This window comes from Porphyromonadaceae bacterium W3.11 (assembly GCA_030434245.1).
GTDB lineage: Bacteria > Bacteroidota > Bacteroidia > Bacteroidales > Porphyromonadaceae > Porphyromonas_A.
Window position 1 is genome coordinate 214,021 of the sequence record JAUISX010000006.1, and the last position, 18,626, is coordinate 232,646.

The window sequence follows — 18,626 nt, forward strand, 5'->3', positions numbered from 1 at the left end:
TTTAAAGTTTATTTAATCCATTCTATTGGTTTTATCCCATTAGACATCAGATAGTAATTAGTCTGAGAAAATGGTTTTGAACCAAAGAAGCCTCTGTGAGCAGATAGAGGTGAGGGGTGGGGGGCTTTCAAAATAAGATGTTTGCTCGGATCTATCAAATGAGCCTTATTCTGTGCGAACCTTCCCCATAGAATGAATACGATATGCTCTCGCTTTTCACTCAATAATTGAATCACCCTATCTGTGAATCGATACCACCCAAAATGCTCGTGAGAGTTCGCTCTTCCAGACTCTACAGTGAGCGTAGCATTGATTAAGAGCACGCCCTGCTTTGCCCAGTCAGTTAGATCTCCATGCAGTGGGATGGGTTGTGAGAGGTCTGTATGAGCCTCTTTATATATATTTTGTAAGGACGGTGGGTTGGGAATCCCATTAGGTACAGAGAAACTGAGTCCCATCGCTTGTCCTGCTTCATGATATGGGTCTTGACCTAGTATTACTACTTTGACTCGATCAAAAGGAGTTAGGTTAAACGCATTAAAAATCAATGATGAGGGCGGATATACGATAGTTTGTTTGTAAGCCTGACGCACCTTATTTGTGATATCTATAAAATATGGTTTGTCAAACTCCTCTTGTAGTATTTCTTCCCAACTTGGGTCTATCTTTACCTTCATAACTCTAGGAGATATTCTTTAAGGTTCAGAGCTATAATGTACCCTCTGTCTTTTTCTGATAATGAAGACAAAGCTTCTGTCGCTATGTGCATCAGAGCAGGTCTAAGTTTGCTCACTTCAGCTAAGCGATTAACACAGTTATTTAGAGCTGTGAGAAAAGTAAAATCACTTTTCGTCAAGTCATTTCCAATTGTGGTCAATAGCTTATTAATGGTCTCTACTGAGACACTTTCTTTATTGGCTAACTGGTTAAGTAGTAAATACGGAATGATAGAAGCTGGATGCTCTTCCGGTAGATTTAATTGAAAGATCTCTAACACGAGCTTTTCGGCCTGTGCGATATTGCGGAACTGTACGATTACCAATTGCTCCGCGATCTCTCTAGTAGGACACTCCTTGCATAGCGAAAGTGCTTTGGCATGTGTAAGTTCACTCGTAGGATATATGAGGACAGATAGTATTTTCATCTCGCGGACATCTTTCTGCCACATAATATCAGATAGAGAGCTATCATGAGGTAGATCCTTAGCAATCTCTCTTAGATGCATCAGACTGACCCCAAAGTTAATGCCATAGTCTAGCCCGAGATCTCTTTGTTGTTGAGAGATCTCTCCATCCATATAGTGCTGAAATCTTTTTCTTAATTGATTCAGAAGATCATGCCATTTGCCATCATTTTCTATCATATCACTCGTTCTCTAATTCAATAATCTGAATTCCTTTTTCGTATGTTTTATATTCCCCTGTTTCTGGATCGGAATAAATTAAGCAGACACTTAATTGGGGTTGTTTATCTAATATCTTCTTGCTGGCTTCTAATCCCATGGCCATAAAGGCAGTAGCCCAAGCATCAGCCTCCATACTAGTTGGAGCGATGACGGTCGCACTCAATATATCTTGGTGTGCAGGATAGCCGGTGAGTACATTAATGGTATGTGCTACTTTTTTACCATCTACAACTTTGAAGTTACGGTAGTCTCCACTAGAGGCCACCCCAACTTTGTCACAAAGAGAAATGGCAAAAATAATGTCATTCACCATAGAGGTGCTGTCCGGAATAGGCTTATTGATACCTATTTTCCAGCATTCTCCTTTAGGATTAACGCCATTGGCTACTATTTCTCCACCTATCTCTACTAAGTAATTGGTTACCCCGTGACGTTCAAGTTCTTTTGCCACCAAGTCTGTGATGTAACCCTTGGAGAGCGATGAGGGATTTAAGGAAAGTCGATCGTCCTCCTTTTTTAGCCTTTTATGCTCTCTATCTACAATAAGTTTTTTATAACCTACATAATTGAGCGTGCTATCAATCTCCTCTTGTGAAGCTGTTCGGGTTACCCCTTTCTTTGTGCCAAATCCCCAGAGATCAAAAAGTGGAGCACCAGTTATATCGTAGAGCCCATTAGTTTGTTCGCTAACCTCTATTGCCTTTGATATTACATCATCTAGCATAGGATGTAGCTCATCGGTCTCATTTCGATTAAATTTTGCGACTAATGAAGTTGAGTCAAAGGGATTGAGGATAGCATTGAAGGAGTCAAAGACAGAGTCTATTTCTGCTGTCAGTGCTCGCTCGTGCTGGTACGTTAAGTGGTATGTTGTATGAAAACGTGTGCTACTCTCTTTGATGTACGCTGTATTATTGGTTTTCTTACATCCCCCAAGGCACAAAGCAAAGGAGATGAGAGTGATGTAGATAAGTCTAGATTTCATCTTTTATAATGTAATGATTTCTGTTTTTAGCCTGCCTAGAGATGAGTTCTCCCAAGAAACCTGCCAGAAACATCTGAACGCCCAAAATGATACTAAGGATACACAGGTAAAAGTAAGGCAAGTCAGTAATAAGACGTGCTGGTACTCCCTGCTGTAGTGCTACAAACTTATAGATGATGATATATAAGAGTGCTATAAATCCTATGAAGAACATCACGCTACCCCATAGTCCAAAAAAGTGCATCGGTTTACGACCAAAGCGATCTGTGAACCATAAGACAAGTAAGTCTAGGTAACCATTCACAAAACGACTCATCCCAAACTTCGTTTTCCCATATTTTCTAGCTTGGTGATGGACAGGTAGCTCTGTAATCTTTTCATATCCAGCCATCTTAGCCATGTAGGGGAGGAACCGATGCATGTCATTATAGACCTCAATATTCTTTACCACTTCGCCTCTGTAGCTCTTTAACCCACAATTGAAGTCGTGTAGTTTGATCCCCGAGAAACGACGAACAGTCGCATTAAACAGTTTGGTTGGAATCGTTTTAGACAGAGGGTCATATCGTTTTCTTTTCCACCCGCTCACTAAATCATACCCTTCTACCGTAATCATTCGGTAAAGTTCTGGTATCTCATCTGGTGAATCCTGAAGATCAGCATCCATCGTGATGACTACATCACCACAAGAATTCTGAAACCCGATCTGAAGTGCAGGTGACTTCCCATAGTTTTTCGAGAAGCGAAAGGCTCTGACATGCTCATCAGTCCTTGATATATCAGTTATGACGGACCAAGACTGATCACGACTACCATCATCCACGAATATAATCTCGTAGCTTATATTCATCTTCTGGATAACATCTGTGATCCAGGAATGCAATTCCCTCAATGATTTATCCTCGTTATATAGAGGAATCAGTACCGTTAGTGCAACTTTCTGACACATTTCCAAATGACATGTATTACTTATTGGTTCGCTTGATAAAGATACCAACAATATAGATATATATCACACCAAAAAAGAGAGCTGAAACAATAGTCTGAATGGTTACAGATCGAGGGGTCAGATTTCGAATAGAATCCATCATTTCATCCCCATTAGGTGTGTCAGCTAATATATTTTCTAGCGTGATTATATTTTCCTCCATCATATTCAAAAAATAGATATCATTGAATAGGATAGTGAATGCAACAAAAAACACAATGGCTGCAACGATGAGTGAAAATAGATAGCTCCATGAGAGGTATCCAACGGCTTGTGTATATCTTATTTGACCACCCAATTGATTGTCTCTAAATTGATTCCCAAGTATTACTAAATAAATCGGAACAGCTATAAATGCACCTAAAAAAAGCAGAGAAGATATTATCCCAAATTTATATAGAAGCATACTAACAGCCTGTAAAGCAAATAGCCCACCTAATTTAAGGCCATTCTGCATCGCCAGAGTCATATATTTTGCAAGCACACTTTTATAAGGTTGAGGATCAGGGTTCGGTTTATTATTGTCCATTATGTAATTTAGTTTATCATTAATTTAATCATTAAGCCCCCTCAAGCAAATGATTTCTTGCATGAGAGGGCTTAGTATCTTTTTACCTTTTTCGAGTAAAAGAATAATTACCCGTAAATAGTATCATTCAAATAAGGGATTTAGTCAACAACTTCACCCTTAATGGTCAATACTAGAGGGCCTTCTTTGCCATTGCTATAAACCGAGATAGTCTTTACGAAAGGGTAAACACGACCTTTAGGGTTATAAGTAACAGTGACTTGTCCAGTTTTTCCAGGAGCAATTGGCTCACGACTAAAACTTGGAGTAGTACAACCACAAGATGACATTACTCTCGTAATTACTAATGGAGCACTTCCTGCATTTTTCACTTCAAAAATGTAGGATACATTGCCATCACTTTCCTTAATTGTACCAAAATCATGTTCTGTAACCTCTGCCTCAATCTTTGCCTGCTTTCCATTTTGAGCATAAGCCTCATTATTTATAGCAAAAAGGCTAAGCATCAAAGTTAGGGTTACCATTAAAATCTTTTTCATATTACTATGTTCTTAAAGTTTCTTTCTTTAATCAAATTATCTGTATGTCTATACATTTGATTACTAAATCATCATTTGGTTTAAACACCAATGCGGACTTAATAAGAAAGCCAACACGCCACAAATGTACGACAATTCATTTGAATACTAAAATAATGACATTAACTATCGCTGTATTTTAGTATGCTTTGACGATAAGTTTCATTGAATTACAATTATTTAAACTTATTTGACCGTGTGCTTGGTATCAGTCTGCCATATAAGTTTGGGCATTCTGAGATCGTCTCGTACCTAGTACGTATCCTGTAACCCTCACCTAAGTTCCATGTATCTCATCCATCACAGAGGCATACTGAAGGGGGGTTCAAAAATCCAGAAAGTTATTCTTAGCTAATCAATCCAGAGCGTCTCTTGAGTGCATCAATGGATGCAGGACGCCCTTTAAAATTCTTATATAGTATCTCAGGGTCTTCGGAATCACCGCGTTCTAGGATCTCATTCTTGAATCGTAGGGATGTCTCATGATCAGTTAATCCATGAGAAAGAAATTCCTCAAAAGCATCGGCCTCAAGGATTTCACTCCACTTGTACCCATAGTAGCCTGCTGCATACCCTCCACTAAAGATGTGAGAGAAGGCGGTGCTGATACTTGTACCTTCTACTCTTGGTAACATCTCGACTTCTTTTAGTGTCTCTGTTTCAAACAGTTCAAGATCTTGTGTTAATTGAGCAGGGTTCTGGCTATGCCACTTCATATCAAGGTACCCAAATCCAAGCTGGCGTATGCAAGCGTAGCCTTCCAAAAATAGCCTATTGCGATTAATGGATTCTAAAAGTTCGTCTGGAATGGTTGCTCCAGTTTGATAATGCTTAGCAAAGCTCCTAAGGAATTCAGGTTGTCTAGCCCAGTTTTCATTAAAGTGGGAGGGTAGTTCCACAAAGTCATGTACTACATTCGTGCCACTTAATGAAGAGTAGGGGACTTGTGTTAGCAGCCCATGCAAGCCATGTCCAAATTCATGGAATAGCGTAGTAACCTCATCGAAGGTTAGTAGTGATGGCGTGTCAGAGGTCGCAGGAGTGAAGTTCATCACTAGGCTAATGACAGGACGAACATCCCCATATGCTTCCACATAGTTAGTCATCCACGCTCCAGAGCGTTTCCCCTTTCTTGGGTGAAAATCACATAGTAATATGCCTATATGTTCGTCCTTAGAAGTCACAGTATAGACCTTCACATCTTCTCTGTATGGATAGTACTTGACTGTCTCTGCGATTTTCAAGTCGTATAGATTAGAGGCAAGGTCGAACATGGCACGCACCACACTTGAAAGTTCAAAATAAGGTCGTGTCTGCTCTTCATCATACTGAAGGTGCTCTTGGCGATAAAGTTCACACAGATAGCTCCAGTCCCAAGCTTTGAAATCCTTTTGATGAGCTGTTACCTCTCCTATTTCTTTCATAGCCAATGGATAGTAAGCATCGCGAAGCTCATCAAGCATATTGATGACCGTTTCTGGCCTTTTTGCCATTTTTCCACTTAATATATATTCTTCATAACTATTGTATCCCAATAGAGTGGCTATCTTATATCGAAGTTCTGCTATTTCATATACCAATGCCTTATTACAAGTTGGCTTAGAGCCATCCATACAGAGGGCACCTCTATCTCTGAAAATCTTTTCTCGCATGGATCGGTCATCGCAGTACTTAAGTATAGCACTATATGAAGGCATACTGAAGTCGAATAGCCATCCTTCCTTACCCTCTTCTTCAGCTTTCTTTTTGGCTGTTTCCATGGCCGATTTTGGTAAGCGTTTCAGAGCATTCTTATCGGTGATTAGTAGGGAGTATTCATTTTGCTCTTTAAGAACATTTTGGCCAAAGTTTAGTGTCGCCATGCTTAGCTTCTTCCTAAGTTCCTTTAGCTCCTTTCGTTTTTGTTCCTCTAAGTATGCTCCACGTCTTTCGTAGCCCTCGTATGTTCGGAAAAGCAATCGCTTGTCTATATCCGAAAGCTCTGACTGATTAGCCTCATATACATCCTTTACACGAGCTGCAAGTATTGGGTCCATGGATACTTCATTACTCAAGTCTGTTAATAGTCCCATTAACTCTTGAGATAGCTCCATCATCTCATCATTTGCATCGCAGCTAAGGAGGTTGAAGAATATAGCCGTAGCGATATCAAAATTCTTCCCTGATGTCTCAAGTGCTAGGATGGTATTTTCAAATGTTGGTGATTGATCTAACGTTCTAATTTTTTCTATTTCCTCTCTGTATGCTTCTGCTTCTTTGCGTACATTGTTCGCAAGATGTTGCGGGGACCGCTCTTTAAAGTCTGGAAATATAATCTTAGTCATAACTCTTTTCATTAATTATTTACCTACAATTCCTTCTTGTAGTACGAAAACAAATATACATTTTTGTATGCAGTAAAGGTCCGATTTAGGATTCATTAATTAAGCTTATTGCCTAAATACCGTCGACGGCATTCCGCTTTTCTTCTTTGGACTTGGTTATATGGTCTAATATGCATACTTATTATCCTAGAAGTCAGTACTTTTTAATATATTAATGACAAAATAGAGGGCATGCCAAAACATACCCTCTATTATATAATAATTCATTTAGAGCTTTCGCTCAAGATCAAATCTTTTCAACGCGACGTTGGTGACGACCGCCTTCAAACTCTGTAGTGAAAAACTTACGTAGAATAGCTTCACCCTCATCATCCGAAAGAAAACGCCCAGGTAGGCTAAGTATATTAGCATTATTATGAAGGCGTGCTAATTCAGCAATTTCTTCACACCAACTAATGGCTGCTCTGACGTTCTTATGTTTGTTAAGTGCCATTGAGATCCCATTAGCCGAACCACAAACAGCAACGCCCCACTGAAGGTCACCCTTATCGATGGCATCACCAAGTTTGTGAGCAAAGTCAGGATAATCCACGCTATCCTCACTATGCGTACCAAAGTCAATGAGTTCGACCTCTGGCATCCATTCCTTGAGAACTTTTTTCACATGTTCCTTCATTGGAAAGCCTGCATGGTCACTTGCTAATCCTATTTTTTTTATTTCCATATTCGTAGTATTAATTATTTCCCTAGTAATTCTAATACTTGCTTCATAACATTCTCAGCCGTAAAACCAAGTTTTTCGTCTAAGACCTTATAAGGAGCTGAGAATCCAAAGCTTTCAAGCCCCCAGATCTTACCATTTTGAGGAGGGATAAGACCTACAAGGTTAACTGGCAATCCAGCTGTTAGCCCAAAACGAGGTACATCCGTTGGCAATACCTCTTCTTGGTATTCTTTACTTTGTTGACGGAACACCCCTTCACTTGGCACAGAGACGATATTAGCTTTAATACCCTTTTCCTTTAATAGCTGAGCACCAGCTACCAAGGTTGAAACTTCTGACCCTGAAGCCACAAGGACTACATCAGGTTGATCTACTTGACATACGATATAGCCACCCTTAGTCGCTCGTTGACTGTTGCTGTAGTTGTTATTAGGTAGGTCATCTATATTCTGACGACTTAAGATTAAAGCTGTTGGGGTTTGCTTATTCTCCATAGCCATTTGCCAAGCTACTGTTCCTTCGTGAACATCGGCAGGTCTTAGCACTAGCATGGAAGGGTTTCCAGAGTGATTGTGAAGCTTCTCCATTAATCTGATCTGAGCTTCCTGCTCTACTGGCTCATGGGTAGGGCCGTCCTCTCCTACACGGAAAGCATCATGTGTCCATACAAAACGGACAGGTACTTCCATGAGGGCAGCGATACGTACCGCTGGCTTCATATAATCAGAGAAAACGAAGAATGTACCGCAAGCCACATGAAGTCCTCCATGTAACGCGATACCGATACATACGGTAGCCATCGTCAATTCTGAAACCCCAGGCTGTAGGAAACCTCCAGTGAAGTCGTACTTAGTGATGGTCTTTGTCTTTTTTAGGAAGCCGTCAGTCTTGTCGGAATTAGATAGGTCAGCACTACTCACAATCATGTTAGGTACATTTTCAGCCAGGTAGCCTAAGACTGTAGCCGATGATGCACGAGTAGCACTATTGGCTTTCTGTTCAATCTTATCCCATTCAAGGTGGCTTGTATCTAGAGCTATCCACTTCTTTAATTCAGTAGCCTTGTCAGGATTCTCATGGCTCCAGGTCTCAAGCCCTTTCTTCCACTCATTATACTTAGATACGTTCACAGCCTTTCGATCATCATAAAGCTTCTGGACATCATCAAAGATAACAAATGGATTCTCTGGATTACCGCCAAGTGCCTCAATGGTCATAGATGCAGACCCTCCAGCAGCTGTTAGTGGCTGTCCGTGAGTGCTGACGAGATCCTCAAAGCTCTCACCCTCATTTCCTAAAGCTCCCTTACCCATAGTGGTATTGCCGATGATAAGAGCAGGCTTGCCCTTTAGTGCTATAGCCTTATCTAATGCTTCACGGATCTGATCATGGTCATTACCGTTAATTTCGAAGACTTCCCAGCCCCATGCTTCGTACTTCATTCGTACGTTCTCGCTAGTGACCTCTTCGACCCTCGTTGAGAGTTGGACTGCATTAGAGTCATAAAACATGACTAGGTTATCAAGTCCGAGGTGACCCGCTAAGCGTCCAGCCCCTTGGGAGATCTCCTCTTGGATACCACCGTCAGAAATGAAAGCAAATATCCTCTGACGCATTATTTCTTCACCGAAGTGAGCTGCCATCTTCTTTGCTGCAATGGCGGCACCTACTGCCATAGTATGCCCTAGCCCTAGAGGTCCTGATGTGTTTTCTACGCCGCGATGTACATCCAGTTCAGGGTGTCCTGGAGTACAGCTACCCCATTGGCGGAAGTTCATAAGATCGTCCATGGTATAACGACCAGTCATAGCAAGTACACCATATAACATTGGAGACATGTGACCAGGATCCATGAAAAAGCGGTCGCGAGCAATCCATTCGGGTTCCTCTGGACTATATTCGAGGTACTCGGAGAATAAGATGTGTGCAAAGTCAGCACCGCCCATGGCACCACCTGGGTGACCAGATTTAGCCCGCTCCACCATTGATAGAGCTAAAATACGAAGGTTGTCAGCAGCCCTTAAGCTTAGAGAGTTATTGTTCGTCATCATTAGTAGTTATATTATGAATTTCATATTTCTCTTTCCACAAAGATACCCAAAAAGGTAGAGATTGTCCTCTGAGATAAAGCATAAGAAACCATAGAATTATAGTTCCTCGCTTTTTCTGAAACTTCGTACGTCATGTTTTTTGAAGAATATGCAGAAATCGGGGAATTCTATTTTTACTTGTGAGCTAACTTTGGCGTCACTCTCCTCAAACCTTTATCACGCGACAAATATGGGTTGTAAATTACTTATATACATTGATATATAGTATGTAGCAAAGATACGCAAGTCTGGGGAGAATTTAGTTATATGAAAGAAAAACGCTTCTCATAGGAAATAATTATTTTTCATATGAGAAGGAGAAACGTTTCCTATAGGAAGAAATTATACTGCTTTTAATAGAAAAAAGCAGAAGCTCTTAGATATTTGATATACGAAATGTATTATACTGAATAGTATTTCCATATAATATAAATTGTGTGTGGATAAAATGATTGACCTTTTCATTTAATCAGATTTGATTAAATATTATTTTTCAGCATAATAAAAATCATATTTGCTTTTTCATCTTTAAATATTTTCGACATCAATGAAATTATGGTCATTGGCACTATAAGTCCGTGCTATATACAAAAAATTGAAGTTTCATACGTTTTTCTAGGTGGATATCTAATCCTGTAGCTAGTACTACAAGTGTATAAGCAATAATTATCATCCAATTTTTTTGTTTTTGCTAACAAAATAATGTCACATTTTAGGGAGAATGATTTTTATCACCTCTAAGCTCTTGTTCAAGTTTAGTTCGTTGCTCTTTTTCTTCTTTTTCATCGTTGAGAATTGCAGTATGGACCTTATTAATGATGATATAACAAGAAAATTCCAGGGCTAAAGAATACTATTTGAGCAAAGAAAATAATATTTCTATTCTGGTGAACATAATTCGAACTCGATTGTTTTACAAAAAGAGTAAGGATGATCGTGTCATCAGCTTCATAAATATTGAATTATTTGTAACTTAAAAAATATAAAAATTATGTACACATTAGTTGGTAAAAAAGCCCCAGGCTTCAGCGCTACAGCCGTGAAAGGTAGCGAAATAATTGAAAATTTCACACTTGAGCAGTTTAAGGGTAAGAAGTATGTGGTGTTATTCTTCTATCCTATGGACTTTACATTTGTGTGTCCTACAGAGTTGCACGCATTCCAAGATAAGATAGATGAGTTTGAAAAGCGTGATGTCCAATTGATTGGGTGCTCTGTGGACTCTCAATTTTCACACTTTGCGTGGTTGTCTCAGGACAGAAAAGAAGGTGGTATCAAGGGTGTGAAATATCCTATCCTTGCTGACTTTTCAAAGACCATTTCACAAAACTATGGAGTCTTAGCTGGTGAGGAGGATATTGATGAAGAGGGTAACCTTACCTATGAGGGGGATCCTGTCGCTTATCGTGGTTTGTTTTTGATTGATAAGGAAGGAATCGTACGTCATATGGTGATTAATGATCTTCCTCTTGGTAGAAATATCGACGAAGCAATACGTATGGTGGATGCCCTTCAGCACTATGAGCAGTTTGGAGAGGTATGTCCAGCCAACTGGGTAGATGGTAAGGATGCTATTAAGGAAAGTCACGAAAGTGTATCTGATTACCTAGCAAATCACTAAAAATCATCTGAAAAATAGGTATCTTAGTGCATCGAGTGTCCCCTGTGGCATTCGATGCACTTTTTATTTAATAATTGTTTTATAGTATTAGAATGCGAGATAATATTTATTCGGCATCAAATATTGATGATAATGAAGAGTGGGGTGATGATGAGCTGACGGCGATCGATCTATCGGCAGCTTTTTTATTGGAGCGTGCTGACTGGACTACGTTTTACAATCAGAAGGGTTATGAGGGTCAATATCCATATTTACTATATGCTCACGATGATGCTGATGTCTTGAATGACAGACTGATGGCAGAGGTTAATAGAGCACAGGTACTTAAGGGACAGAATAAACTACAAGTGGATTTATTTACAAAGTTCATCGAGAATCAGAATGGTGATATAGTGGGTATGTCATGGCTTTGTGTGAATGGACTTAGATCTATTGCCACAGATTTGAAAGAAGACCTTATTTGGCTGTTCTCATCAGGCACCTCAGATTATCTTAGTCATTCTTACAGCACCCATGGAGTGGTGGTTGACATTGAGTGGTTTGATGATTGGGCTGAGATACCTCAAGCCTCACTTTTTGATGATAAAAAACCACCTAAAGGCAACTTGGATAAAGCTGATTGTATTAAATTTGCAACCTTGATTCCTAGATAATTTTTTTTTGACATGTTTTCTTACCACCTAGAGATTCCAAAGCATCACACTTTGTACGACAGAAAGGATAAGATGGTGCTATGGGGTTCTTGTTTTGCTCAGGAGCTGATGCGGTCTCTTTATGAGGATCTATTCGATGTTAAAGGATCCCCATTTGGTATCATGTACAACCCGCTCTCTATGGCGTCTGGTGTTCATAGGGTGCTTCATGAAGATATCCCATGTGAAGATGAACTCTTTTTTCATCTCAATGAGTGGCACAGCTTTATGCATCATAGCAACTTTTCTAACGCTAATAAAGATCTAGCACTCAGGGGAATGGTCCAGTCCTATAGGGAAACGTGTGACTCTCTTAAAGATACATCATTACTAGTCCTCACGTTTGGTACGGCATTTGTTTATGAACACTTGAAGACAGGAGCTGTTGTGAATAATTGCCATAAACTGCCAAATGATGATTATTTTAGTCGAAGACGGCTTAAGGTCAAGGAGATTGTGGACATTTGGACACCAATCATATCAGATCTAAGAAGACTTAATTCTCAGCTGGAAGTGCTTTTCACCGTTAGTCCAATATGTCACTACCGTGATGGAGCTCATGATAATAGGTTGAGCAAAGCCATTCTGCACCTAGCCATTGATGAACTTTGTAAATTGCCTGCTGTCCATTACTTTCCATCGTATGAGATAATGCAGGATGAGCTGAGAGAATATAGATTTTATAAAGATGATTTCGCTCATCCCAATGATCTAGCTATTAGTTATATCATAAATAGATTCTATAATGCGTACATCGACGAAGAGGGTGAGGCTGTTCTTTCGAAAGAGTGGCACTCAATTCGAGGAATGCTTCGGCACAAGCCATTGACTACCCATCTGCCAACTATCCGAGGGTACTATGAATCTATACAGGAGAGATTAATCCATTTTAGTGAAAAGATGTCCCATCCATACTTGGAAGAGCAACTTGAATATATAAATAAAAAGTTAGAAGAATTATAAAGCTATGAGTATGTATAGCTTAGCAGAAATTGCAGCAGCGATTGGGGTTGATGGTGTCAATTCTGATCGAAAAATAGATGTCTTACTTACGGATAGTCGGTCATTAAGTTTTCCGGCTCAGACTCTTTTCTTTGCTCTCGTGACAGAAAAAGGGAATGGTCATAATTATGTCTATGATTTACTTGCAAAAGGAGTGCGGTCTTTTGTGGTATCTCAACCGATAGAGGAGGGGTGGCTGAAGGACTATCCAGATGCCATATTTATTAGGGTTGGTGATACGCTGAAGGCCTTACATCAGGTGGCAACATGGAAACGAAATCAATTGCATATCCCAGTCATCGGAATCACTGGCAGCAACGGGAAGACAATTCTTAAGGAATTACTCTATCAGCTCTTAAGTAGCGAGTATAGAGTAGGGCGGTCTCCAAAGAGTTATAACTCATCTATAGGCGTACCTCTTTCACTCTGGAGCATAGATGATAGAGATGAGTTAGCTATTATAGAGGCGGGCATATCACGACCAATGGAGATGACAGCATTGGAACAGATGATACAGCCTGATTGGGGGATTTTGACACATTTAGGAGAGGCACATCAGGAGAACTTTGATAGCATCAAATGTAAGCTAAAAGAGAAACTCAAACTTTTCGAAAGGTGTGATAAAATATTCGCCCCCTACGATGACCCTTTGATTAGAGAAGAGTTAGAGGCCTCTTCGCTCGTGGGTAAAACATTGTTTTGGAGTAAGGTTGATAAAGATGTCCCACTATTTATCTCATCCGTGAAGTATCATTCACATTTTACGGAGGTCTCTATGATGCTGAAGGGGCAGGATATGGTGGTTGAGTTGCCTTTTTTGGATGAAGGGACACTACAATGTTGTTACTTAGCCATATTGGTGTTAAGTGAGCTGGACCACGATTTGTCTATAGATGTGGGACTGTATAAGAAACTTACTCCGATCTCAATGAGGCTAGAAGTCGTTGAGGGGATGGATAATACTTTACTCATCAATGATACCTATAGCTCAGATTATGATTCTCTGAGGATTGCCTTGGACTTTATGAATCGGCGTAATAGTGATGATGATCCTACAGCACTGATCTTATCCGATATGCTAGAAAGCTCTAGAAATCCAGAGGAATTGTATGTGCGTGTGGCAGAATTGGTTAATCAGTATTTGATTGATAAGATAATTTTGGTCGGACCCAAATTAGATCATTTTCAATCTCTTTTTCACGCCAATGAAGTGCTTAGCTACATGGATGAAGCTGAGCTGACAGAGCATATCCTCCTACCGAAACTGAAAGATCATATCATTCTATTAAAAGGTGCTAGAGTTGCTAAGTTTGAGAATATCATAGAGCGTCTTAAGCAACGGACCCATCAAACGATCCTGAATGTCAATCTTTCGAGGTTAACTCATAACCTAAATCAGCATAAGGCCTTTTTACCTAAGGGCACGAAGGTGATCTGTATGATTAAGGCTGATGGTTATGGGTTAGGTGCCTATGAGGTGGCCAAGACACTTCAGCGGAATGAAGTGGACTACCTAGCTGTAGCTGTAGTAGATGAAGGTATTCATTTACGCGAAAGAGGAATCCATACGCCAATCATAGTCATGAATCCTGAGATCTCATCCTTTGAACAGCTAATAAAGCATGAGCTACAGCCAGAGATCTATAGCCTCTCTCTATTAAAAAGCTTCGTGAATAAGGCTAGGGATATGAACAGTCACGCACTGCCTATACACCTTAAGTGGGATACTGGGATGCATCGACTGGGGATGAAAGCTAGTGATATACCAGAGTTATTAGAATTACTGAAGAATGAGGATACTGTGAGAGTCGCCTCTATTTTCACTCACCTTGCTGCTGCTGATGACCCGAATGAGGACGAATTCACTTGGGGGCAATTGCACCAATTGGATTATATTCACGGGAAGTTAGCTGAGGGACTAGGCTATTCATTTTTGAAGCATGCCCTAAATACAGCTGGCATCCTTCGTTTCTCCAACTATTCGTCAGATATGGCTAGAATAGGTATAGGGCTCTATGGATTTTCACCAATTGCTAATGAAGATTATGGCCTGGAGCCTGTGGCTGAGCTGAAGACTGTTATTTTGCAAATACAGGATGTACCTGCAGGTGATACGGTTGGATATGGGAGGCATGGAAAGGTTGACCGTCCTTCAAGGATTGGAATTATTCCGATTGGTTATGCTGATGGTATCTCGCGACTACTAGGAAATGGTCATGCCCACTTCAAATTAGCTGATGGGTCTTTGGCCCCAACGATAGGAAATATCTGTATGGATACTATCATGATAGATATTACAGATGCCCCTAGTGTGGAAGAAGGCTCATCGGTTACGATTTTCGGATTTGATTTGTCGTTAATCCATTTGTCAGATGCTAGTTCTACGATTCCGTATGAGACATTAGCCCGACTGTCAAATAGAATCGTTAGGCGTTATTATTCAGAATCCTAGAGTAGATAGACATATCTTTTTTTAATTAAGTCACTTTAACTTTGGCTATTTGGGTAGCTATATTCATTTATGTAACTTTGGTATAGTAGTTATATTATCGTAGCGATGAGCGAAAAAATGATTGAATCTTTCGTGATCACTACGAATTTGGAAGGAAATAAAAATGATAAGGTACATTAAAGAGAAGTTTGAAATTGGGGATCATATTTCCATTTATTCTTGTGAAAGAGAGATTCGTGGTGTCATTGAGATTATTGACGATAATTTTATCGTCTTAAGGAGTGAAGATGACAATATCATTGGGATCAAGATTGATTCCATTACTGGCTTTTCAAGTAAACCTATTGAGATAACTCCTAGAGATCTTAAGTGGGAGAAAGATACAAATAAATACCAGCGTCAGGGAGGTCGTAACGCATGGAGGAGGGGTAAGCTGTCCACTCCTCCATATTCTGAACCTTATAAAAGTGATGCCCTTCTGGAACAAGAGAAAGAGGTTTACCATGAGATCTCAAGCATTAAGGAGGAGATTAAATCCATTGTAGAGACATTTATACAGGACGACCCCAGTACAGCTGACATCTTGATACCTCCGATGGGAGTCATTGTGGAGCTAAGAAATACTTTTCAATTTGGCTTTATAGACGATAACCTTGAAGGTGTAAGATATTTTTTCAATAAAAATGATATCATAGACCCCAACCTTAAAAATGTCGAGGGCGAAATGATAGAGGTGGTCTATCAAAAAGGTAAAAATCATAAGGGACCTGCTGCAAAGAATATTCATAAATCTGATACGATTGGTGGTTTGCTTCAGCTCATGATAACTCATTTGGACTTTGGTTCATATAGTGATGCTTTTGCTATAATGGAGAATATTAAGGTCTCTAACGATGGTAATTATTACTTGGATAAAATCTCTCTTTTGATGGGTGAGATTTTAGAGAAGGCAAAGTCTATAGGATATGAGGTAAATAAAGGTAAGAATTCGTTATACTCTGAAGCCAGAAGACGTTTGCAAAATAAGGACTATGACTCTGCCCTTGATATTTATCATGAGTGTCTTAATCTTGGCTTTCGTAAGGAGAATTGTATCAAAGATATCTTGCAGATATATGTGACAACATATGCCCAGAAGCAAAGCGAGTATGAGAGAAATATCATTAAGGAAAAGGCTCTCGATTTTCTGAATGAGCATATTGATTCCCTACCAGATGAGCAAAGCACTTACTTTACAATTGAGAATGCCTATTTTGCTCTTGGTGAGTATGAAAAGCATATAGAAGTAGCGGAGGAAATTGTAGCTGAATGTGGGAGAAATGGTGAGCTACCACAGTATGTATTCTACCTTAATAAGCTTGCTCAGAGCTACTTCAGAATAGGAGATTTTGAAAAGGCTCTTGATGCGGTTCATCAAGGATTGGATATAGAGCCTGAAAATCAACATCTTATAAAGACGATGAAATCCATTATTGATGCACAAGATAATGGAGATGATACCTTTTTTATGTCGTAAAAATGAAGAAGAAAACAAAGAATCTCCTAGGGGTAATACTACTTATCATCATATTACTCTGCTCTGCAGGTTACTATACCTATTACAGGTGGAGTAAAGCACCTGCTTTTAATGTCGGTGGTGAAAAGCAAGCTCGTATATATATCTATCCTGAAATGTCGTGGAATGAAGTGATTGATGAGATTAATCAAGTCACTAATGCCCCTTATGCTAATGATTTAAAATTCCTTTTAAATCAGTTTGCAAAGAATGAACCAATAGTGGGATCCTATTTAATAGATATCGATGATACGACTAGAGCTTTATATAATCGACTGGTTTATGGAATGCAGTCGCCTGTTGGTCTTACCTTTCGATCTAAAAGACTGCCAGGAGCACTTTATAAATCAATAGCTAATCAGTTGATGATTGATAGCATGCAAGTCGCTGAAGTGATGAATAATAAGGAGTTACTTGAACAGGTTGGTATTAAGGATACCACGATGGTATACTATCTCCTCCCTAATACTTATGAAGTTTATTGGAATATCACTCCTAAGGAGCTTCTTGAGAGGATGGCTAAGGAAACGAAGAACTTCTGGACTGCTGAGAGATTGGAAAAAGCTGAACTTATTGGCCTGACTCCGTATGAAGTTATCAATCTTGCTGCCATTGTTCAGGAAGAAAGTAATAAGATTGATGAGTATCCAGATATTGCCGGTCTATATCTTAATCGATTGAGAATAGGGATGAGGTTACAATCGGATCCAACCGTCAAGTTTGCTCTTAAAGATTTTGGGTTACGCCGAATCCTTCATCATCACCTTACGATTAACGACCCCTATAACACATATCAAAATATTGGGTTGCCACCTGGACCTATTCGTATTCCCGATATTGCTGCTATTGATGGCGTACTTAATGCTCGAGAGCATAAGTACATCTATATGTGTGCTAAATCAGATTTTAGTGGTTATCATGAATTTGCTGAGACCTATGCTCAGCACATGAAGAATGCTAGGAAGTATTCCATTGAGCTTAATAAGAGAGGAGTAAAATAGAGTATGAAGATTCGTGAAGTACTAGATTATCTAGATCGTAAAGTACCCCTAAATCAACAAGACTCATGGGATAACTCTGGCCTTCAAGTTGGAGATATTAATCAGGAGCTCAGAGGCGTGCTTGTGGCTATAGATATTACGGAGTTGGTTATTGATGAAGCGATTAAGGAGGGGTGTAATCTTATTGTGACACATCATCCATTACTATTCCATGCCACTAAACAGATAACACCTGACTATTATATTCATCATTGTGTCATGATGGCGATCAAGCATGATATAACTATTTATTCTGCTCACACAAATTTAGATAATGATAGTAAGGGGGTCAATTATTTCTGGGCAGACAAAATGGGATTATGTAATACTAAACCTATTTCTCCAATTGATCCAAAGAACCCAAATATCGGAGCAGGTATCATTGGTGATCTTCCTGATGAAATCTCAATTGATGAATTGGTCCGTAAGATGAAAGATTTTCAGCCGATTGAACAGATTGCACACAGTGAAATTCTTCATCAAAATGTTAAGCGAATCGCATACTGTGGGGGAAGTGGAGCATTTTTGATGAAATCTGCAGCAGAGCAAGGTGCTGATATTTTCATCACAGGAGAGGCAAAGTATAATGATTATTATGATGCTCAAGACTTGCTTACATTAATGGTTATTGGGCATTTTGA

Annotated in this window: 16 protein-coding genes; 7 read left to right on the plus strand and 9 right to left on the minus strand. The window is 39.6% G+C overall.

The genetic code is table 11. The features are described 5' to 3' along the window. Window positions 1–8: 8 nt before the first annotated feature. From ung to QYZ87_10535, 9 genes are all read right to left on the minus strand, one after another. Entirely contained in the window at window positions 9–677 is a 669-nt protein-coding gene (gene ung / locus QYZ87_10495; GenBank protein MDN4754937.1) for a uracil-DNA glycosylase, read from the minus strand. After that, window positions 674–1,363 (minus strand): hypothetical protein, encoded by a 690-nt coding sequence (locus QYZ87_10500; protein ID MDN4754938.1) that lies wholly within the window; start codon window positions 1,361–1,363, stop codon window positions 674–676. The genes ung and QYZ87_10500 overlap by 4 nt, the downstream gene beginning before the upstream one ends. Window position 1,364: 1 nt before the next feature. Beyond that, a complete protein-coding gene (locus tag QYZ87_10505) occupies window positions 1,365–2,390 on the minus strand; it encodes an FAD:protein FMN transferase (GenBank protein ID MDN4754939.1) in 1,026 nt (341 codons plus the stop codon). After that, window positions 2,380–3,339 (minus strand): glycosyltransferase family 2 protein, encoded by a 960-nt coding sequence (locus QYZ87_10510; GenBank protein MDN4754940.1) that lies wholly within the window; start codon window positions 3,337–3,339, stop codon window positions 2,380–2,382. The genes QYZ87_10505 and QYZ87_10510 overlap by 11 nt, the downstream gene beginning before the upstream one ends. Window positions 3,340–3,355: 16 nt before the next feature. Further along, window positions 3,356–3,907, minus strand: a complete 552-nt coding sequence (locus QYZ87_10515) for a DUF4199 domain-containing protein (protein ID MDN4754941.1) — start codon at window positions 3,905–3,907, stop codon at window positions 3,356–3,358. Window positions 3,908–4,047: 140 nt separating this feature from the next. Further along, the gene (locus QYZ87_10520; protein MDN4754942.1) at window positions 4,048–4,446 is read right to left on the minus strand and encodes a DUF1573 domain-containing protein; all 399 of its coding nucleotides are present in this window, start codon (window positions 4,444–4,446) and stop codon (window positions 4,048–4,050) included. Window positions 4,447–4,832: 386 nt separating this feature from the next. Then, on the minus strand, window positions 4,833–6,809 hold the full coding sequence (locus QYZ87_10525; protein MDN4754943.1) for a M3 family metallopeptidase: 1,977 nt from the start codon (window positions 6,807–6,809) through the stop codon (window positions 4,833–4,835). A gap of 286 nt (window positions 6,810–7,095) precedes the next feature. Continuing rightward, window positions 7,096–7,527 (minus strand): RpiB/LacA/LacB family sugar-phosphate isomerase, encoded by a 432-nt coding sequence (locus QYZ87_10530; GenBank protein ID MDN4754944.1) that lies wholly within the window; start codon window positions 7,525–7,527, stop codon window positions 7,096–7,098. Window positions 7,528–7,547: 20 nt separating this feature from the next. Beyond that, window positions 7,548–9,581: a transketolase gene (locus tag QYZ87_10535; protein MDN4754945.1), complete on the minus strand. Its 2,034-nt coding sequence runs from the start codon at window positions 9,579–9,581 to the stop codon at window positions 7,548–7,550. 1,033 nt (window positions 9,582–10,614) lie between these two features. Here QYZ87_10535 and QYZ87_10540 point away from each other — a divergent pair. The 7 genes from QYZ87_10540 to QYZ87_10570 form a co-directional block, all read left to right on the plus strand. Next, entirely contained in the window at window positions 10,615–11,244 is a 630-nt protein-coding gene (locus tag QYZ87_10540; protein ID MDN4754946.1) for a peroxiredoxin, read from the plus strand. A gap of 92 nt (window positions 11,245–11,336) precedes the next feature. Continuing rightward, window positions 11,337–11,897 (plus strand): hypothetical protein, encoded by a 561-nt coding sequence (locus QYZ87_10545; protein ID MDN4754947.1) that lies wholly within the window; start codon window positions 11,337–11,339, stop codon window positions 11,895–11,897. 12 nt (window positions 11,898–11,909) lie between these two features. Beyond that, entirely contained in the window at window positions 11,910–12,899 is a 990-nt protein-coding gene (locus tag QYZ87_10550) for a GSCFA domain-containing protein (protein ID MDN4754948.1), read from the plus strand. Between the two features lie 4 nt (window positions 12,900–12,903). Continuing rightward, window positions 12,904–15,390 (plus strand): bifunctional UDP-N-acetylmuramoyl-tripeptide:D-alanyl-D-alanine ligase/alanine racemase, encoded by a 2,487-nt coding sequence (locus QYZ87_10555; protein MDN4754949.1) that lies wholly within the window; start codon window positions 12,904–12,906, stop codon window positions 15,388–15,390. A gap of 163 nt (window positions 15,391–15,553) precedes the next feature. Then, complete coding sequence (locus QYZ87_10560) at window positions 15,554–16,906, plus strand: tetratricopeptide repeat protein (GenBank protein ID MDN4754950.1); 1,353 nt, start codon at window positions 15,554–15,556, stop codon at window positions 16,904–16,906. A gap of 2 nt (window positions 16,907–16,908) precedes the next feature. After that, entirely contained in the window at window positions 16,909–17,946 is a 1,038-nt protein-coding gene (gene mltG, locus QYZ87_10565) for an endolytic transglycosylase MltG (protein ID MDN4754951.1), read from the plus strand. Between the two features lie 3 nt (window positions 17,947–17,949). Continuing rightward, on the plus strand, window positions 17,950–18,626 hold a 677-nt coding region (locus QYZ87_10570), incomplete at its 3' end, for a Nif3-like dinuclear metal center hexameric protein (protein ID MDN4754952.1).